The 16,816-nt window shown below is 56.8% G+C and carries 11 protein-coding genes and 1 tRNA gene; 4 read left to right on the top strand and 8 right to left on the bottom strand.

Going from position 1 to position 16,816, the window contains the following annotated elements:
- Positions 1–38 precede the first annotated feature (38 nt).
- The 4 genes from pgaD to pgaA are packed head-to-tail and all read right to left on the bottom strand — an operon-like array spanning position 39 to position 6,184.
- Positions 39–473, bottom strand: a complete 435-nt coding sequence (pgaD, locus tag AC4ICF_RS19355; protein ID WP_316379945.1) for a poly-beta-1,6-N-acetyl-D-glucosamine biosynthesis protein PgaD — start codon at positions 471–473, stop codon at positions 39–41.
- A complete protein-coding gene (gene pgaC, locus AC4ICF_RS19350; protein WP_233002816.1) occupies positions 470–1,801 on the bottom strand; it encodes a poly-beta-1,6-N-acetyl-D-glucosamine synthase in 1,332 nt (443 codons plus the stop codon). Before pgaC ends, pgaD begins: the two co-directional genes overlap by 4 nt.
- Positions 1,794–3,737, bottom strand: coding sequence for a poly-beta-1,6-N-acetyl-D-glucosamine N-deacetylase PgaB (gene pgaB / locus AC4ICF_RS19345; protein ID WP_316379946.1), 1,944 nt, complete (start codon positions 3,735–3,737; stop codon positions 1,794–1,796). The genes pgaC and pgaB overlap by 8 nt, the downstream gene beginning before the upstream one ends.
- A gap of 8 nt (positions 3,738–3,745) precedes the next feature.
- Positions 3,746–6,184, bottom strand: a complete 2,439-nt coding sequence (pgaA, locus tag AC4ICF_RS19340) for a poly-beta-1,6 N-acetyl-D-glucosamine export porin PgaA (protein ID WP_316379947.1) — start codon at positions 6,182–6,184, stop codon at positions 3,746–3,748.
- 673 nt (positions 6,185–6,857) lie between these two features.
- Between pgaA and AC4ICF_RS19335 the strand changes: the two genes are divergently transcribed.
- Complete coding sequence (locus AC4ICF_RS19335) at positions 6,858–7,385, top strand: helix-turn-helix domain-containing protein (RefSeq protein WP_116342006.1); 528 nt, start codon at positions 6,858–6,860, stop codon at positions 7,383–7,385.
- A gap of 61 nt (positions 7,386–7,446) precedes the next feature.
- Here AC4ICF_RS19335 and AC4ICF_RS19330 read toward each other — a convergent pair whose 3' ends face one another.
- Positions 7,447–10,449 carry an autotransporter outer membrane beta-barrel domain-containing protein gene (locus AC4ICF_RS19330; RefSeq protein WP_491466126.1) on the bottom strand — a complete coding sequence of 1,001 codons (3,003 nt, stop codon included), beginning with the start codon at positions 10,447–10,449 and terminating at the stop codon, positions 7,447–7,449.
- Between the two features lie 116 nt (positions 10,450–10,565).
- Positions 10,566–10,880 carry a lipoprotein gene (locus AC4ICF_RS19325; protein ID WP_028014394.1) on the bottom strand — a complete coding sequence of 105 codons (315 nt, stop codon included), beginning with the start codon at positions 10,878–10,880 and terminating at the stop codon, positions 10,566–10,568.
- Between the two features lie 175 nt (positions 10,881–11,055).
- Here AC4ICF_RS19325 and AC4ICF_RS19320 point away from each other — a divergent pair, with 175 nt between their 5' ends.
- Both AC4ICF_RS19320 and AC4ICF_RS19315 read left to right on the top strand, forming a co-directional pair.
- A complete protein-coding gene (locus tag AC4ICF_RS19320; protein ID WP_316379949.1) occupies positions 11,056–11,688 on the top strand; it encodes a LuxR C-terminal-related transcriptional regulator in 633 nt (210 codons plus the stop codon).
- Complete coding sequence (locus AC4ICF_RS19315) at positions 11,685–13,469, top strand: hybrid sensor histidine kinase/response regulator (RefSeq protein ID WP_316379950.1); 1,785 nt, start codon at positions 11,685–11,687, stop codon at positions 13,467–13,469. The genes AC4ICF_RS19320 and AC4ICF_RS19315 overlap by 4 nt, the downstream gene beginning before the upstream one ends.
- 76 nt (positions 13,470–13,545) lie before the next feature.
- On the opposite strand, the gene AC4ICF_RS19310 is transcribed toward AC4ICF_RS19315, so the two are convergent.
- Positions 13,546–13,621: transfer RNA gene (locus tag AC4ICF_RS19310), tRNA-Phe, on the bottom strand.
- A gap of 95 nt (positions 13,622–13,716) precedes the next feature.
- On the bottom strand, positions 13,717–14,430 hold the full coding sequence (locus tag AC4ICF_RS19305) for a DUF554 domain-containing protein (protein WP_116341998.1): 714 nt from the start codon (positions 14,428–14,430) through the stop codon (positions 13,717–13,719).
- A 181-nt stretch (positions 14,431–14,611) separates the two neighbouring features.
- Here AC4ICF_RS19305 and AC4ICF_RS19300 point away from each other — a divergent pair, with 181 nt between their 5' ends.
- Complete coding sequence (locus AC4ICF_RS19300) at positions 14,612–16,747, top strand: ornithine decarboxylase (RefSeq protein WP_316379951.1); 2,136 nt, start codon at positions 14,612–14,614, stop codon at positions 16,745–16,747.
- Positions 16,748–16,816: the final 69 nt, after the last annotated feature.

The following is a 16,816-nucleotide window of genomic DNA, read 5'->3' as shown; positions in this document are numbered from 1 at the left end:
AAAAGCCCCCGCAGAGTATTCTCTGTGGGGGCCTTTTGTTACTGCGCTTCCCCGTCCTGCTGCTCGCTGGTCTTCAGATCGATGATGCGTCCAATCTGGTCATGATACACCGTCAGCAGGTTGTACTGGCTCATCTCGGAGATGATCTGCGGTGAGACATTAAAGCTGCGGGCCAGCTCCTCCTGGCGAAAATAGCCCGGCTGGCGGCGCCTTGCGTGCGTGCGGCGGCGGTTGTACTGATACCACAAAATCAGCAGCCAGCCGTTGAGCGCAGCGAACAGCAAATAGATCAACACCGTATTAAAGGAGGCAATAATCACGCTCCACCGGTGGTCGCTCTCCTCGGTTAACTGCATCCACAGCCTGGCATACAGGAAAAACAGAAATCCGCCCCACGCCATCGCGGTTAACGCGGCATCAAAAAGACGTGGCAGCAAGCGATGTTCAGTCAAAATTAAGGTATTTTCGTTCATTGAAGGCTCCCTTTTCCCCGGTCCGGACTGATCCAGCGCGCGCGGGCACGCTGACGTTTAAGCATGACTTTTGGAAATGCGACGAGGGTGGTGAACAGGCCAATCATCCAGTAGACCATCGGGAACCAAATCACCCAGAAAAGCGAGCTTGCCACCTTGCGCTCATAGCGCCGCTCGATGTACAAGCTGACCAGGAACTGCAGCAGGCACATCACGCCCAGCAGCAGCCCGGTAAACGCCGGGGGAAACAGGGTTTCAACGGTCAGCCTGGCGGGAATGGGCGCGACGTGGCTGATGACGAACAGCAGCACCGTTATCGCATACGCGAAGGCCCACAGCGTTGACAGCGCGTACTCCAGAAACAGGGGCCACATGCGGTGATGTTCCCAGCGCACCATCTTGCGCAGGTTGACCAGAAACACCTCCGCGCCGCCCTGGGCCCAGCGCAGACGCTGCTTCCACAGGCCCTTGAGCGTCTCCGGCATCAGGATCCAGCACAGCGCCCGCGGCTCGAAAAAGATATCCCAGTGGCGCAGCTGGAGCTTCCAGCTGATGTCGATGTCTTCGGTGATCATGTCCGGGCTCCAGTACCCGACGTCCGCCAGCGCCTGACGGCGAAAGGCGGCAATGACGCCGGAGACGGTAAAGACCCGGCCATAGATCCGCTGCGTCCGCTTGATGAGCCCAATGATGGACGAAAACTCGCCTACCTGAATGCGGCCAATCAGCGTGGAGCGCGTGCGAATTCGCGGGTTCCCGGTAACCGCCCCAACGTGGGGATACTGAATCAGCGGCGCTACCAGATAAGCAGCGGTGTCGCGGTCGAGCAGGGCGTCGCCGTCAATGCAGACCAGCAGATCGCCCCGGGCCGCCGCCGCCCCGGCTTTGAGCGCCACGGCTTTTCCCTGGTTCTCCGCGAGGTTGATCACCCGCAGGCGCGGCTGCTCCTGCGCCAGCGCCTGCAATACCTCCGCCGTGTTGTCAGAGGAGCCGTCATTGATGGCGATAACTTCTATATTTTCATACCGCTGATCCAGCGCGGCGCTGATGGTCTCCCGGGCATTTCGTCCCTCGTTGAAGCAGGGGATAAGAATGGAGATGAGCGGCTCGCCGGCAAGTACCGGGGCGGGCGTGTCTTTATTCCACGACCAGCGGCGTTCAAGCTGAAACCAGAAATAGAGCCCGCCGGTGACCCAGAGCACGGACATAAACAGCGGCCAGAAGAAGACAAAATCCAGAATCAGCTCGCCGGTAAAGAGGGCTGCCACGCCTAACGGCAACCCGAATACCAGACATAAAATGGAAAAGGCGATTATGCGATCAGTCATTGTCAGGGTACCAGTAGGAAGAAAATACGGGCCTGATGCGTGAGATATCAGGCTGGTTATTGATGAAATCGTCAGGGTAGTAGCCGTAGTTTTTGATGCCGTTAAGCTGGAGGACGCGCATCCACGCCGCAAGCTGGCTGTCGGAAACGGCGCGCTGCGGTTTCTGCTCCCAGTCTCTGGCCTGCAGTTCGAAGATGGTTTTATCCAGCGCGCCGGGCCGCGTTGCGACGGCTTTGATCAAACGCGTCAGCCAGGCATTGCTCTCATTCGCCGGAACGGACTCCATCAGCGGCATGGCCATCGGTACCGTCCAGTCATAGGCCGCCAGAAAATCATCGAGATTCTGCCCAAACCACGCTTCGCTTTCGGGCTGCAGAATGGGTAAGACGAACATATTGCGCGCGGTTTTTATCTGCGGGCCGCGGATATGCTTCACCGCCTGGCCCAGGGTGCGGGTAAACCCGATAAGCCTCCGGCTTTTCTGACGCGTCGTGTCCTGCCCGGCAGCGTCAACGTCAACGTCCGTCAGCACCGCATCGTCATGGAACAGGACCCCGTTGAAGCTGGCATGGCGGGCCAGATCCTCATAGATCTCCGTCACCTGCTGGCGAACCTGCGGATCCCACGGGGAAAGCCTGATGTAGGGCTCATTGGCCTCGCGCAGCTGACCGGTTCGATCGTCCCGACGCTGCACGCGGGGCAGGGAAGGATCGAGATCGAACGAGAGCACCGGCATCCACGCGAAGACCTTCACGCCCGCGCGGGTTTGCAGCTGCCAGGCGACAAAGTTAAAGAGGTCGGCCCGGACCGGAAGCCGGCGGTTGGGGAAATAGAGCGCCCTGATCCTGCCGTCGCCCTGCGGGTCGGCAAACGCCTGCAGGAAAACGTGGCTGATTTTCATGTCGTAGACCCGCTGGATCAGCCTGTTGATGTTTTGGGTCTGCTGGGCCGGATCGGGATCGTAAACGTAGTCGAGATCGACGTGCATGACGCGCACGGGATCGCGCTCCTGAGCCTGGCTGACCGTACTGGCAAACGCCTTGAGCGAGGGATTCCCGGCGATCAGCAGGCGGGGGATGTTGCCCAGCTCCTGCACATTCCCCAACCCGTCCTCAAGGGTAAAGGCCAGCTGATAACCCTGCTGTCTGGCGATGGCGAGCGACGTACCGTTTGCGGCGCCGTAAGGCCAGACCCAGGCGCGCGGCGCCTTGCCCGTCACCTGCGCGATTTTCTCCGTCACCTTGCGGACGTCATCGCCGATCCGCTGGTTGAACTGCTGGTCGGTTTCATAGCGGCCCGTGGCTTTGTCATAAAAGCGGTTGGCGATAGCCGGTTCACGGCTGCCCTGCGGGTTGGCGACGATGCCGTAATGCGAGGCCCAGGTATGCGATCCGATTTCAATCAGCGGGGACTGGCTGAGCTCGCGCACCATGTCCCAGGTCGCGAAGCGATCGCGGGGCGTCATCAGGCCGCCAAAGTTCACCTTCTGGTTTGCTGGCGTATCCACCCAACTGCCCACCGGCGCCCAAAGCGCAGGGACGTTCCAGGCCTTGAGCAGTGGCCATACGCGGGTGTAGAAGCTGCTGTAGCCATCGTCAAAGCTGAGCAGAACGGCTTTTGGCGGCAGCGTTTTTTTTCCGTCATGCGCGTCCAGAATGTCCTGCACGCTGATGGCGTGATAGCCGTTGTGCAGAAGCCAGCTTATCTGCTCGTTTAACGCGCTGGTGCGCACGGAGAGGTAGCGCTGATCGGCGGCATCGTCTTCGACGTCGTGGTAGGCCAGCACCAGAAACTGGTTCTGCGGCCAGGGTTTGCTCGCCTCCGGCTGCGGCCGCGCTTTGGGCGCAACGAACGAAATCGCCTGCGCGCAGACGCTCGCGCTGAGGCAGAGCCAGCCGATGAGTATCAGGCTCGCGGAAAAGCGTGTGTTCAGCATATTCATCCTTAAAAGCGTAAAGTCGCATCAAGCGTGACGGAGAGGTTGCTCTCGCGTTTGCCGTCATAAGGGCGTTTATCCCAGTTCAGCATCACGCCGGTATCAATAACGTTATTCCACTGGACGCGTTGCCCGTAGCCCAGCAGGACGATGGCGCCAGCGGACTGCTTTTTCTGCCAGTAGCTGCCGCCTCCGGCCACGAACTGCTGGCTCCAGAGGGTGTCGTAATGGCGGTACATCTCATGGTCCACGGACAGGGCGGCCGTCACGGACAGATCCCGCGCCGGGTTGTAATAGAGCGTGTCCCGCAGGCTGTTTTTACTGGCGGCGATCCCCGGTTCGAGATCCAGCGTCAGGGTCGGGGTCTGCCAGAGACGCTCCTTACCCGCAAGGGTGTATTCCTGCCGGCGGTTATGATCGGAGAAGCGGCTGACGGCGGCGCTGAACTGATACTCACGGCGCTCGTTTTGATACCAACGCACCCCGCCTTCACCCCGGTTGGCGCTAATCCCGTTGCGTAAGGCCCGCAGGGGCGTGGTGCGGGATAAGCGTTCAAGGCTGCCGCTGACCTGCCAGTTATCATCGAGAAAGTACGTTGTTGAGAGGCGAGCGCCTGGCTTGTTTGCCCCGTGATAGCGGTTGCTGGAGAGCTCGGCTTCGAGCTGAAGGTCGCGAGGACGCCACTGGACGCCACCCAGGAGGTGACGGCTGGTGCCTTTGCCTTCATCGAAATTCCCCTGCGCATAGCGGGTGCCGGCAAACAGCCGCCAGCTATCCGCCACGGGGGGTCCATAGAGCGTGGCGTCCAGGTTCAGGTCGTGCGTCCCGCTGATGGGGTTATCGGAGTGCAAACCCTTGCTCGCGTTGAGGCGCAGCTCGGACATGTGGTGGACCGTTCGGAGTCTGTCCAGACGCCTGGCGCTGCGATCGACGGGGGCGCGGGCAAGCACATCGTCGGCCAGTAAATCCATCTGTCGCCACTCCTGCAGATCCATGGCGACGTAAGCCTGCTGCTGCTCTAGCTCCAGATTTGATGGCTCCAGCGCCTCCGCCCTTTTCAACGTTTTCTCGGCCGCGCGCGGCAAGCCCCGTGCCTGAAGCAGGGTGGCATAGTCAATCTGCAACCCCTGATTGCCCGGCGCCGTTGTCGCCAGACGGTGTGCCAGCTTTTCGGCTTCCGGAAGGGCGTTAGTCGAGCGCAAATAGTTAAATTTGAGCGACTGCCCGGTAAGCCACCGATCGTTCGGCTGAGGGACAGGGGACCCAAAATCGTAGCGGGTCCACGGAACGTTGCGGGTCTGGCGCTCAACGTAGCGGTGGGCGGCCTGATACTGCCCGGTATCCAGCCAGGCGTAGAAAAGCGCATGCTCCTCATCCTGCGGGTCGGCGGCGTATTGCGGATAGCGTTGCAGAAGCGCGAAGGCGGCAGCCGCGTTTTTCTCTTGCAGATACGCGGAGATCACCCAGCCGATGGCCCAGCCCGGCACGGGATGCTGCGCGTCCCTCAGCGCCTGATATTCACGGATGACCTGCGGGTAATCGCCATGCGCGTACAGCGCGCCAAGCCTGTCGATACGGGCGAGGATGACGTCTTCCGCTGCCTGCGGTTCGTTTTGCCAGCGGGAGAGCAGGGCGTCGTAACGATTCAGTGCCATTTGCGCCAGCTGCAGACGCTCCTTTTCCGTTCTGCCAGGAACATCGGCCAGCCGAACCCACTCGGCGGCGGCATTAAGCTCAAGACGGCGTCGCTGCGCAGGGGGCAGCGTTACCCTTTGCGACAGCATCAGCGCGGGGGTACTCACCCGGCTATCCGTTAGCGCATCAATCAGCTCGCTGAGGAGCGCTTTATTCTCCGGCGCGAGGGTCAGCGCGCGCGTGTCCGCTAAAAGCCGATCCCAGCTTTTTCCCTGGCGTAACCAGACGTACGAGAGCGTCTGAAGATGCGCCGGAGAGGGATCCTCCGTCACCAGCTGACGGGCTTCATGCAGAGCGAGCGTATCCATGCGGGCATCGGCCAGGGTTTTAATATAGCCGATACGATAATCGTCATTATCCGGCGCAAGGCTACGCGCCTCTTTCCAGAGCACGAGAGCCGGCTGCCATGCTTTTTGATTTCGCCTGGATTGCGCGACGGCAGCAACGCCGCGAGCAGGCAGCGGCATATAAATGCCGTAACGCCGCCAGACCTGAATCACCTCGTCATCGCGACCAGCCCATGCAGCCACCTGTAACCAGTCCGCGACTTGCTCAGGCGTCAGAGCATGCTGTTGCTGATAACCCTGAAGGTAATTGAGAAACGGCGCGTAATTACCGTTACGCGCCTGTTGAATCTGTTGCTCATAAACGGATTCCGTTGCCTGACCGAGAACAGGAAACAGAAATAGCAGAAACAATAATCCTGGGACGCGATAAAAGAATAACGTATTGAAGCGAAGCGATCTTTCCATATCTATTTGCCATTTGTTTATCATGAATCCATTGCATAACACGGCCGCCTTTTAACTCTTCGTTAAAGGCCATAAATGAGAACATTAAATCTGAATGCATTAACGTTACGGGGTACTTACTTAAAGGTAATTATGGTTCCTCCTCTTTGTGAGCTGAGTGGAAGGTAATGTACACCTGATATGTTGCCGGATAAATATGGTGAAAAGCTGACGGGGAGTTTTGGGATAATTCTGGAATGAGATGCTTTTGGTGATTATTGAGAATTGAGCTTATAATTACAACTAATTGATATTATTGATTTTTATTTTTAATTCGGTTGATTTTTTTATATTTTAAATGCGGTTTGATTGTAGCATTTAAAGTACTTTCTGGTGCATGTTTGGGAAGTTTCATGACAAAAATTCTTAATGTTCAGAGAAGTGTCTTTTCTGAGGTTGTTTTTTATTTATAATTAATGCCAGCCATTGAATGAAAGTCTACAGGAAGTCTTGCTCATCAATGTCTGTATTGAGGGATGTTCAACGCCAGAATACATATTGTCGTTAATATTACAGCGCTATAAAACGAAGGCGGCCTTCTTTCTGAAGGCGCGTTCTTGCTTTAATCTAAAAGGGATGGTTAGTGGCAACTTCAATAGTGTTAGTGACTCAGGATCGCTATCTTGTCAGGGGGATGAGGCTATTTTTCCCGGATATTATCCTGCTCGACTCGATTGACAGAAACATATTTGATAATGGTGCAGATGAATATTCTGTGTTGATTGATAGTCGTTCTCCGCTCCGCTTATATGACTACCTGATACGCCATCCGGCCAGAACAAAAAAAACGATCTGCTGCGTTATGCTGGATATGCGACATCGCGAGGAGAATCTACTCAGTATGAAGTTGTTTATGAACACGTCGCTTACAGCGCCGGATATGGCGTCGTTATTTAACCTGGTGCTCAATATGAAGGGCAGGCGCCTGTCCACCAAATGGCTGCTTAACTTGCGGCTTAGCACGCACGAAGCAATCATGCTGCGGTTGCTGAGGGCAGGGATGTCGATGGAAGCGATTGCCGATGAGCTGAACACGTCGGTTAAAAGCCTTTACCGCAAACGAACGGCGCTGTCGGAGCGCCTGGGGGCGGAGAACTTCAACGAGGCGTGTTTGTTCATCTTTAAAAATAAACTGCTGGACGCGGTTGGGAACGATCCCTGACGTTGTCAGAAGTCAAAAGCAAAAACCCGCCACGAGGGCGGGTTTTTTAAATGCAGATAGGTCAGAACGACCAACGCAGATTAGCGTTAACCGAGTTGACGCGGGTATCCGCACCATATTGCCCCTGATAACCCACATCCAGCGTCGCAGCACGCGACAGCTGTACGCTCACGCCGATATCACCCACCATCACGTCCTCATCCACGGCCTGCCCCTGAGTAATGAACGCGTCGCTGCCCGCAAACGCCATGCGCGAAGAGGTATTCTTATCGCCATAGGCGTGCTGCCAGCCCAACGAACCGTAGAGGTTAACGTTCTTCGGCAACTCGGTCACACCGCGCACCCCGAGGGTGGAATAGAAGGTGTTCATCGTTTCGTTACGCACGCTCAGCGCGGCGGCACCGCCGTCTTCCCTGAAGCTGTCGGTATGCAGCCGAATGTACGATAAATTGACGAACGGCTCGATATTCATATCAGGCTGGCCGAAACGGTAGCCCGCTTCGGTGAACGCCAGCAGCGAGTTGGCGTCGTAATCCGACTTCAGCCGATCCGAGAAGCCGCTGAAATCAACATTGCGCTCGCCTTCGATCTTGTGCCAGGTGTAGCCCAGCGCGCCGCGAAGGGAGAATGCATCCTGTTGACCGGCGGCATACAGGCCAAGGTGGTAGTTGTCGGTATCCGTTGAGGAGCGACGGCTGTCGACGTCGTAATCGCCTCGGCTGTAGCCGAAGTAGCCGCCGACACGCACGTTATGGTCCGCGAGCTTGCGATCGGCCCCAAGCAGAAAGCCGGTGGTATTACCGTCCAGCTTGCCCACGTTACCGTCGCCGCTGTTTCGGCTCCAGGAGCTGAAGGTCTGGCCCCAGACGCCATTGTTTTGCGGCTCCGGCTGCTGCACCAGCGACATCGCTAACGGTGGTATCGGCAGACTGTCGTTATCAAACGCGCGCTGCATTCGCTGGTTTAACACGTTAAACACCTGCGTGCTGCCGGCGATCAGGTTGGACTGTACTGACGGATAAACTTCACCGGACAGCTGGTTGAACGCCTCGCGCGCTTCCGGCGCGCTCAGCACCAGCAGCGAGTTGTACAGCGCCAGCGACGGGCCGCTTTGCGTCAGCGTGGAGAGCGCGCCGGCGGTATTCCACTGGTTGCTGCTATTGGCGACGGTCTGGAAAATCCCCGGCTTGCCGCTGCCCGGATTCTCACCGCCAGGGTTTTCTCCCCCCGGGTTCTCACCGCCTGGGTTTCCTCCTCCTGGATTTTCACCTCCCGGGTTTTCGCCTCCAGGATTCTCGCCGCCGGTCTCTTTCTGTGCGATGGTCAGATCGACGGCGTTGGTGTTCTGGTTCAGCGCGACGTCCAGGAAGGCGGATTTGGAAATCGCCCCCGCGAACTGACCGTCAATTCCCCCGTCGGAGGTTAAAATGCGGTAGCTTTGGCCCGTTTTGTAGCTGGTTTGCGGATCCAGCGCGGTGACCTGGACCTGAGCCCGATCGCTGATGGTCGTTTTGCCCGCTACCAGCAACTGGTCGCTGCGGCCATCACCGGCGATATCGACGTCATAGAAAGACTCACCCACAAAATTCAGATAACGCTTCAGCGTCAGCGTGCCGATATCGCCATCCCCTGGTGAAATATGCCCGCCGGACAGGATCTCGGTCTGGCCCAGCGTGCCGTTCCCCCCCAGCGTACCGCCGGCCTTGATTGACGCGGCGCTGCTGTAGCCCAGCCCGTTGCTAACGTCGGTTCCCGCCGTCGCGTTGAGGATCAGCGTCCCGCCGTTCTCGGCGCTAAGGGTCTGAATATCAAAAATATCGTCTTCTGGCTGAGTGTTGATGTTGCTGGCAATAATGACTTTACCACCTCGCGCGGTCACGTTCGCCTGAAGGGCTGAAAGATCGCCGTTCAGCGTTGTCTGCCCGGAGGTATTGATTACCTCACCTTCGCCGCTCATCTTGTTGCTGAAGACGTAATTTCCATCGGTATGGTTGAAGTAGACATAGCTGCCGAACAGCCCGCCGCGCAGGCTGATTGCCGTATTCGCATCGAGAGTACCTGCGCCGCCCGCTGTGCCAAGCGTTGGCTCAGTTAAACCGGTGCCGGTGTCCATGTTGCCGCGGCTGCCGATGATGAGTGCACCCCGATTCGAACCGGAACCCGAAGTTCCCACGATCAGCGCATTGCTGCCAGCGGAAAATGAACCGCCGTCAATCACAGACAGCACGCCATTGCCGTAATCGCCCACGCTCACGCTGCTGCCGCTGGTAAAGCGCGAGTCTTTGCCCGCAATAACCAGCTCGGCGGTTTTACCTGCCCCGGAGACGCCCGCCACCTGCACGCTGCCAACGTTAACCGCACCGCCGTTCAGCACGTCCAGGTCGCCATAAAGCGTTAACGTACGGCCAACATTCCACTGTGAGCCGCTCCCCGTGACGGTGGCTTTCGGGCTCAGCGTGTCGGTTTCACCCGGCCCGGTACCGTTGCCGATGCGCGCATCGTAGGCGGTACTGAGCGCCGCGCCGTCCTCAACCGCCAGCGTGGAGCGTGCGCCCAGATCGGTGCCTACGCTAAGAAAATTACTGGTCACGCGTGAGCCGGTGCCCGTGGCGATAAGGTGGCTGTCGTAGCCACGGGTAGTGCCGACAACGATCTCTTTTGCGCTGGCCAACGCACCCTCTTCGACTCGCAGGGTGCCGAGGCCAAGATTCAGGTCGCCGCGCAGGACATACTGATCGTTCACCGCGTTAAGCTCGGCGTTTGGCCCGCGGACCGTGACCACGCTTTCATAAATTTGGCCGTCGAACAGCCGGCCGATGTTGATGTTATAGGCGGTGATTTTGCCATTATCGATCAGCAGGTTTCCGGGTTGATTACGTCCAACGTAAACATCGCCGGTGTAACCCAGCGTTTCGGTAATACGCGAGTCGCCATCAAAAAATGCATCGGCTGCGCGCGCGAAATCGGCAGGTGAAAGCAGTAGCAGCGGCGCGGAAAATAGAGCGAGGTAAAGTCTGGAAAGCGGCGTCTTAACCGCTAAAGAATGCGATGTAGAGTTATTCACGGGCTATCTCCGTACTCATTAGCGTGATGTCTGGAAAATCGTTTTTATATGAAAACTCAGATATGTCAGAGAATGTAAAAGGCGTTATTTATGTACGCCTTTTGATTTGGCGTTAATTATTTATGTGTGACAACAGGTGTACAGGTTGGCGCGCTCAGCGTCGGTGCTGATCCTAAAATCCCCGGCATCATCATCGATGAGCAATCGAAAATACGCCCTTTCTCCGTCGTCGCGCGATAAGACAGTTTCTGTCCTCCCAGTGCATCCGGCTGGGCGCCATTAACATTGGTCACGGTTATTTCATCCGATGAGCCCAACCCCAGCATTTTAGCGGTCTCCGCCTGCAGGAGTGGAATGGCCTGATCGGTTTTAAGCGTGGAACAACCGGCTAGCATCAACGTAACGCTTAAAAAGATTAGTGGTTTTTTCATAAATTATCCTTTATATCCAATCAGTTAATTTCACTGATTGTATTTATGTTTTGAATTACCCAAATCAGCGAATAATATATTTCCCTTTCCTAATCGATAAAACCCTCCTAAAGTAGGGTGGGTAGATAATAAATCATCCGTACACTCAGATATGCGAAGGTAAAAGGAGGATCCTTTGGGGCAGAATTATGCGTTGGTCGTTGATGACCATCCATTGGTAGCAAGCGGCATCGCCAATTTTCTGATTACACATTGCCAATTTAAGCAGGCGTACGTGGTGACGAATGAGGAGGATTGCTACCGTCAAATTAGGGATAATGGCCCGCCACGTTTGCTGGTAATCGATTTTTGGCTCTCGTCCGGAACAGCGTTGAAATTACTCAAAGAAGTTAAACAACTTTACCCACAGGTACGGCTTCTGGTGGTCAGTGGGGATGACAATAATGACATCTGGCAGAAAGTTCACGCCGCCGGGGGGCACGGTTTCGTATTGAAAAGTGAACCGCCCGAAATGTTCTCACGGGCCGTTTTTGCACTTACAGATAATTTGACCTGGTTTCCTGAGCGAAATGAATATTCCGTTGAATCGAATAATGAGAAGTTAAGTAAATTTAACTTAACGCCGCGACAAATAGACGTGTTAAATATGATTATGCGCGGCCTGCCGAATAAGCGAATCGCCGCGCAGCTTTCAATTTCTGAGCCCACGGTAAAAGAACACATCAGCAATATATTGAAAAAAATAGGTGTTAACAGTCGGGTCGAAGCCATCACGCTTCTGCATGGTAAGCGGGAATCATCAGAATGAGGTTTTTCCAGAGCTTACAGAACGATGGCATCTCTCCTCCCGCGCAGATCCGTTTACTAAACAACACCTTTATGCGGCTGGTGTTCAGCTTCAGCGCGGTGCCATTTGTCGGTATTCCTTTCGCCATCTGGATTAATTTGCTGGGCGATGAACTTGCCCCAACCATTACCTGGATAATTATTTACCTGCTATGTGCCGTGGCAATCCGAATATTGCACCGACGCTACCGGCGCGAAGTGAAAGAGCATGATGAAGCGGACGTCCTGCGCCGCTGGCTTCCGCGCATAAATAAGATTGCTTTTATTCACGGGCTGGGGATTTCATCTCTCTATTTAATTACGCCGCAGACGCAGAACTTTGACTTTTTCCTGCTACTTAATATCAGTATTGCCGCCATCGTCGCCGCCAATGCGACGCATCTGACGCCGGTCATCAGCACCTTTACGTGCTTTTTCTTCGCCTCCTGGGGGGTACTGAACCTCGGCATCATCTGGCGGCTGGACGATCTGATGTTCATTGTGCTGATGCTGAACCTGCTTTACGGCTTCGCCATTTACCGCCATGCGTTAACGTCGCACGCGTTCTTCATTCAGCAAGCGCTGCTTGAGGAAAAAAGCTCACGCCTGGCAGAACAGTTTCGTCAGGCTAAAGAGGAAGCGGAGCAGGCGCTGCTGGATAAGAATCAGTTCCTGACGACCGCCAGCCACGATCTGCGTCAGCCGGTACACGCCATGGGCTTTCTGATCGAAGCGATTATCCACCGAAACCGCGACGACAGCCTGACGCCCCAACTGCTTGACCTGCAGCAGAGCGTTCGCTCGGTGCATTTGATGTTCAATTCTCTGCTCGACCTCAGCAAGATTGAATCCGGGAACGTGCTCACTGCACCTTCCAGAGTGGACATCGGCGCTCTGCTCGACTCGGTGATCACGCTGTTTCGCGAAGAGGCCAACAGCCGCGCACTCAGGCTGTCCACCCGTCGGCCCAAACGCCGCATCCACGTGATGGGCGATCCGCTGCTGGTGCGACAATCGCTGATTAACCTGATTCAAAACGCCCTTCGCTACACGCAGCAGGGCGGCGTGCTGGTCGCCATCCGACCGCGCGGTGACGAGTGTCTGGTGGAGGTGTGGGACACGGGGGTCGGTATCGCCGATGACGAGAAAGGTAAAATCTTCTCTCCCTACTACCGCCCCGAGCTGGCCTGGAAGATCGACAGCGCCGGACACGGGCTGGGTCTGGCCGTGGTTGCCCGCTGTGCAAAACTGATGAAGGTAAAGTACGGGATGCAATCTATTGAAGGTAAAGGCTCACGCTTCTGGATGCGCTTCACTCAATATTCTGGAGAAGAGATCGCGCCGGACATCCCGCCCGCCGATGACAGCACCGCCGCGCAGGTACGCTATGCGCCGCTGCGCGGTTCCTGCCTGGTCGTCGATGACGACCCGCTGGTGACGTCTGCCTGGGAGAGCCTGATGCGCATCTGGGGGATCAACGTGCGCTGTGCGGCCTCCGCTGAAGAAGCGTTCGCCATAATCGACGACGGCTTCACGCCGTTCGCCGTGCTGTGCGATCAGCGTCTGCGATCCGGCGAAAGCGGCTTCGACATCCTGAAAGCGCTTTTTGAACGTCTGCCGGACATGAGCGGCGCGATGGTTAGCGGCGAATTTAACTCGCCGGTTCTGCTGGCGGCGGAGCAGGAAGGGTACCTGGTGCTGCGCAAGCCTCTGGAGCCGGCTAAATTGTATGCGCTACTGACGCAGTGGTCCGGGTGTCGTTAAGGGAATTTAGAAGTGTTGATTCTGGCGGGCTTAGAATGCAAAAACGGACCTCCGTGGAGGTCCGTTAATATGAATTTGGTGCCCGGACTCGGAATCGAACCAAGGACACGGGGATTTTCAATCCCCTGCTCTACCGACTGAGCTATCCGGGCAACGGGGCGCATTAAACCCGATCTGCCCGTTGCCGTCAACGAAAAATGTTGTTTTCGTTACAGACTGCGCAATCTCTCGCCATTTCGCCGTACTCTTAAGCGAAAAAGTGCGTCCAAAGCGCGGAAAGCGGCATGGCGAGCAGCAGGGCGGGCAGCATATTCACCACCGCAAACATCTTGATCCCGCAGATGCGCAGCCCGGTTGCCAGCAGCAGTAGACCGCCGACGGCGGTGAAGTCCGCCATCATCGCTGGCGTGGTCAGCGGGAGAATCAAGGTGGCGCAGGTGGCAAGCGCCAGCTGGATCAGCAGCATCGGGACGCAAATCGCCGCCACGGCAATGCCGAGCGTGGTGGCAAAAATAGTGGCGGTGAAGAAATCAAGAAACGCCTTCGCAATCAATATGCTTGGGTCGCCCGTCATCCCTTCCTGCATCGAACCGAAAATCCCGGTGCCGCTGGCACAAAACAGAATAATGATGGCGACGTAGTTCTGAATAAACGACTCGTGCGTGCCGTGCTTCGCCTTGCCCGGTCGGGCTATCAGGTTTTTGGCTTTGCCTACCGCATTATTGATGCCTTTTTCCAGATAGCAAAACTCGCCAATCAGCGCGCCGAGCAGGGTGGCCAGCACCATGACGGGCAGGTTGGCACATTTGATCACTAAAAGGATGCCGATGCCTAAGGATGCCAGGCCGAATATCGAGGGCATGGATGAGCGGATACGCTCCGGCAGCCGCTGACTCAACACTGCGCCCAGTACGCCGCCCAGCAATACGGCTCCGGCGTTAATAAATGGCCCGATAACCACGGTTAACTCCTGTTATTTACTCATTGATATTGCATTATTATGACACGTCAGGGCTGCGCGGGCCTTAGCTTTGGGTGGTTTCGTGCATACTGATTCCTTCTTGCACCTCAAAATAAAAGGTGACATTATTGCGCGAATTTTCTCCTCCCTGTCTCACCGCCCGGTGAGGGTAACTGCGCCTATGAAAACCATGAAAATTGCCGTCAGCCCCGAGCTGGTCTCCGCCGTCTCTACGCACCGTGAAAAGGTGACGCTGGACAGCACTGATTTTACCGATGTGGCGGCAGTCGTCATCACAATAGCCGAAAGTCGCAGCGGCATTCTTGCACTGCTGAAACGCACGGGCTTTCATTTACCGGTGTTTATTTTTTCGCAGGAGCCAACGGACGTACCTGACGGCGCCACCGCGATCATCTCGGGTAAAGCTCAGGAGTTCCTGGAACTGGAGAGTGCTGCCTGCCGTTACGAAGAGGATCTGCTGCCGCCCTTTTTTGACACCCTGAGCCAGTATGTTGAGATGGGCAACAGCACCTTCGCCTGTCCGGGCCACCAGCACGGGGCATTTTTCAAAAAACACCCGGCAGGGCGACAGTTCTATGATTTCTTCGGTGAGAACGTGTTTCGCGCCGACATGTGCAACGCCGATGTGAAGCTGGGCGATCTGCTGATCCACGAAGGCTCCGCCAAGCACGCGCAAAAGTTCGCGGCGAAAGTGTTCAACGCGGACAAAACCTACTTTGTGCTAAACGGCACGTCGGCGGCCAACAAGGTGGTGACCAACGCGCTGCTGACCCGCGGCGACCTGGTGCTGTTCGACCGCAATAACCATAAGTCTAACCACCACGGCGCGCTGATTCAGGCGGGCGCGACGCCGGTTTATCTGGAAGCGGCACGCAATCCGTTTGGCTTTATCGGCGGGATTGACGAGCACTGCTTTGATGACGCGTATCTTCGAGACCTGATCCGCGAGGCTGCGCCGGAGAAGGCCGACGAGGCGCGTCCATTCCGCCTGGCGATCATTCAGCTTGGCACCTACGATGGGACGATCTACAACGCTCGTCAGGTGATCGACAAGATCGGCCATCTGTGTGACTACATTCTCTTTGACTCCGCCTGGGTGGGTTACGAGCAGTTTATCCCGATGATGGCGGAAACGTCCCCGCTCTTGCTGGAGCTGAACGAGAACGATCCGGGTATTTTCGTGACCCAGTCGGTGCACAAACAGCAGGCCGGGTTCTCGCAAACGTCACAGATCCATAAAAAGGATAACCACATTCGCGGCCAGGCGCGCTTCTGCCCGCACAAGCGGCTGAACAATGCCTTTATGCTGCATGCCTCCACCAGCCCGTTTTATCCGTTGTTCGCTGCGCTCGACGTGAACGCCAAAATCCACGAAGGGGAGAGTGGACGCAGGCTGTGGGCGGAGTGCGTCGAGCTGGGCATTGAGGCGCGCAAGGCGATCATTGCCAACTGTCATATGATCAAACCGTTTATCCCGCCGGTGGTGGCGGGGCGGCCGTGGCAGGATCATCCGACTCACGCTATCGCCAGCGAGCTTCGCTTCTTCAGCTTCGAGCCGGGGGCCAAATGGCACGGGTTTGAGGGCTATGCCCGCGAGCAGTACTTTGTCGACCCGTGCAAACTGCTACTGACCACGCCGGGCATTGATGCCGAAACGGGGAAGTACACTGATTTCGGGATCCCGGCGACGATTCTGGCGCACTACCTGCGCGAAAACGGCATCGTGCCGGAGAAGTGCGACCTCAACTCGATCCTGTTCCTGCTGACGCCTGCCGAAAGCAGCGAGAAGCTGGCGCAGCTGGTGGCGATGCTGGGCCAGTTTGAACAGCATATTGAAGACGACACGCCGCTGGCGGACGTGCTGCCGACGATCTTCCAGAAATACCCGGTTCGCTACCGGGATTACACCCTTCGCCAGCTGTGCCAGGAGATGCACGATCTCTACGTCAGCTTTGACGTGAAAGATCTGCAGAAGGCGATGTTCCGCAAGGAGAGCCTGCCTGAGGTGGTAATGAACCCGCAGGATGCAAACCGGGCCTATATTCGCGGCGAGGTGGAGCTGGTTCGCATTCGGGATGCCGCAGGGCGCATTGCTGCTGAAGGGGCGCTGCCCTATCCGCCAGGCGTACTGTGCGTGGTGCCGGGTGAGGTCTGGGGCGGGGCGGTACAGCGTTACTTCCTGGCGCTGGAGGAGGGCGTCAACCTGCTGCCGGGCTTCTCGCCGGAATTGCAGGGCGTGTACAGCGAGAAGGATGCCGACGGGATCAAGCGGCTGTATGGGTATGTATTGAAGTAGGCCCCCTCACCCTAACCCTCTCCCCAAAGGGGAGAGGGGGGGGCACGGAGCCGTCTTTTCACCCTCTCC

The organism is Enterobacter sp. ECC_219_Taxon_10, from assembly GCF_058354905.1.
Note: the sequence above shows the minus strand (reverse complement) of the source record. Positions and strands in the feature narration are given on the sequence as shown.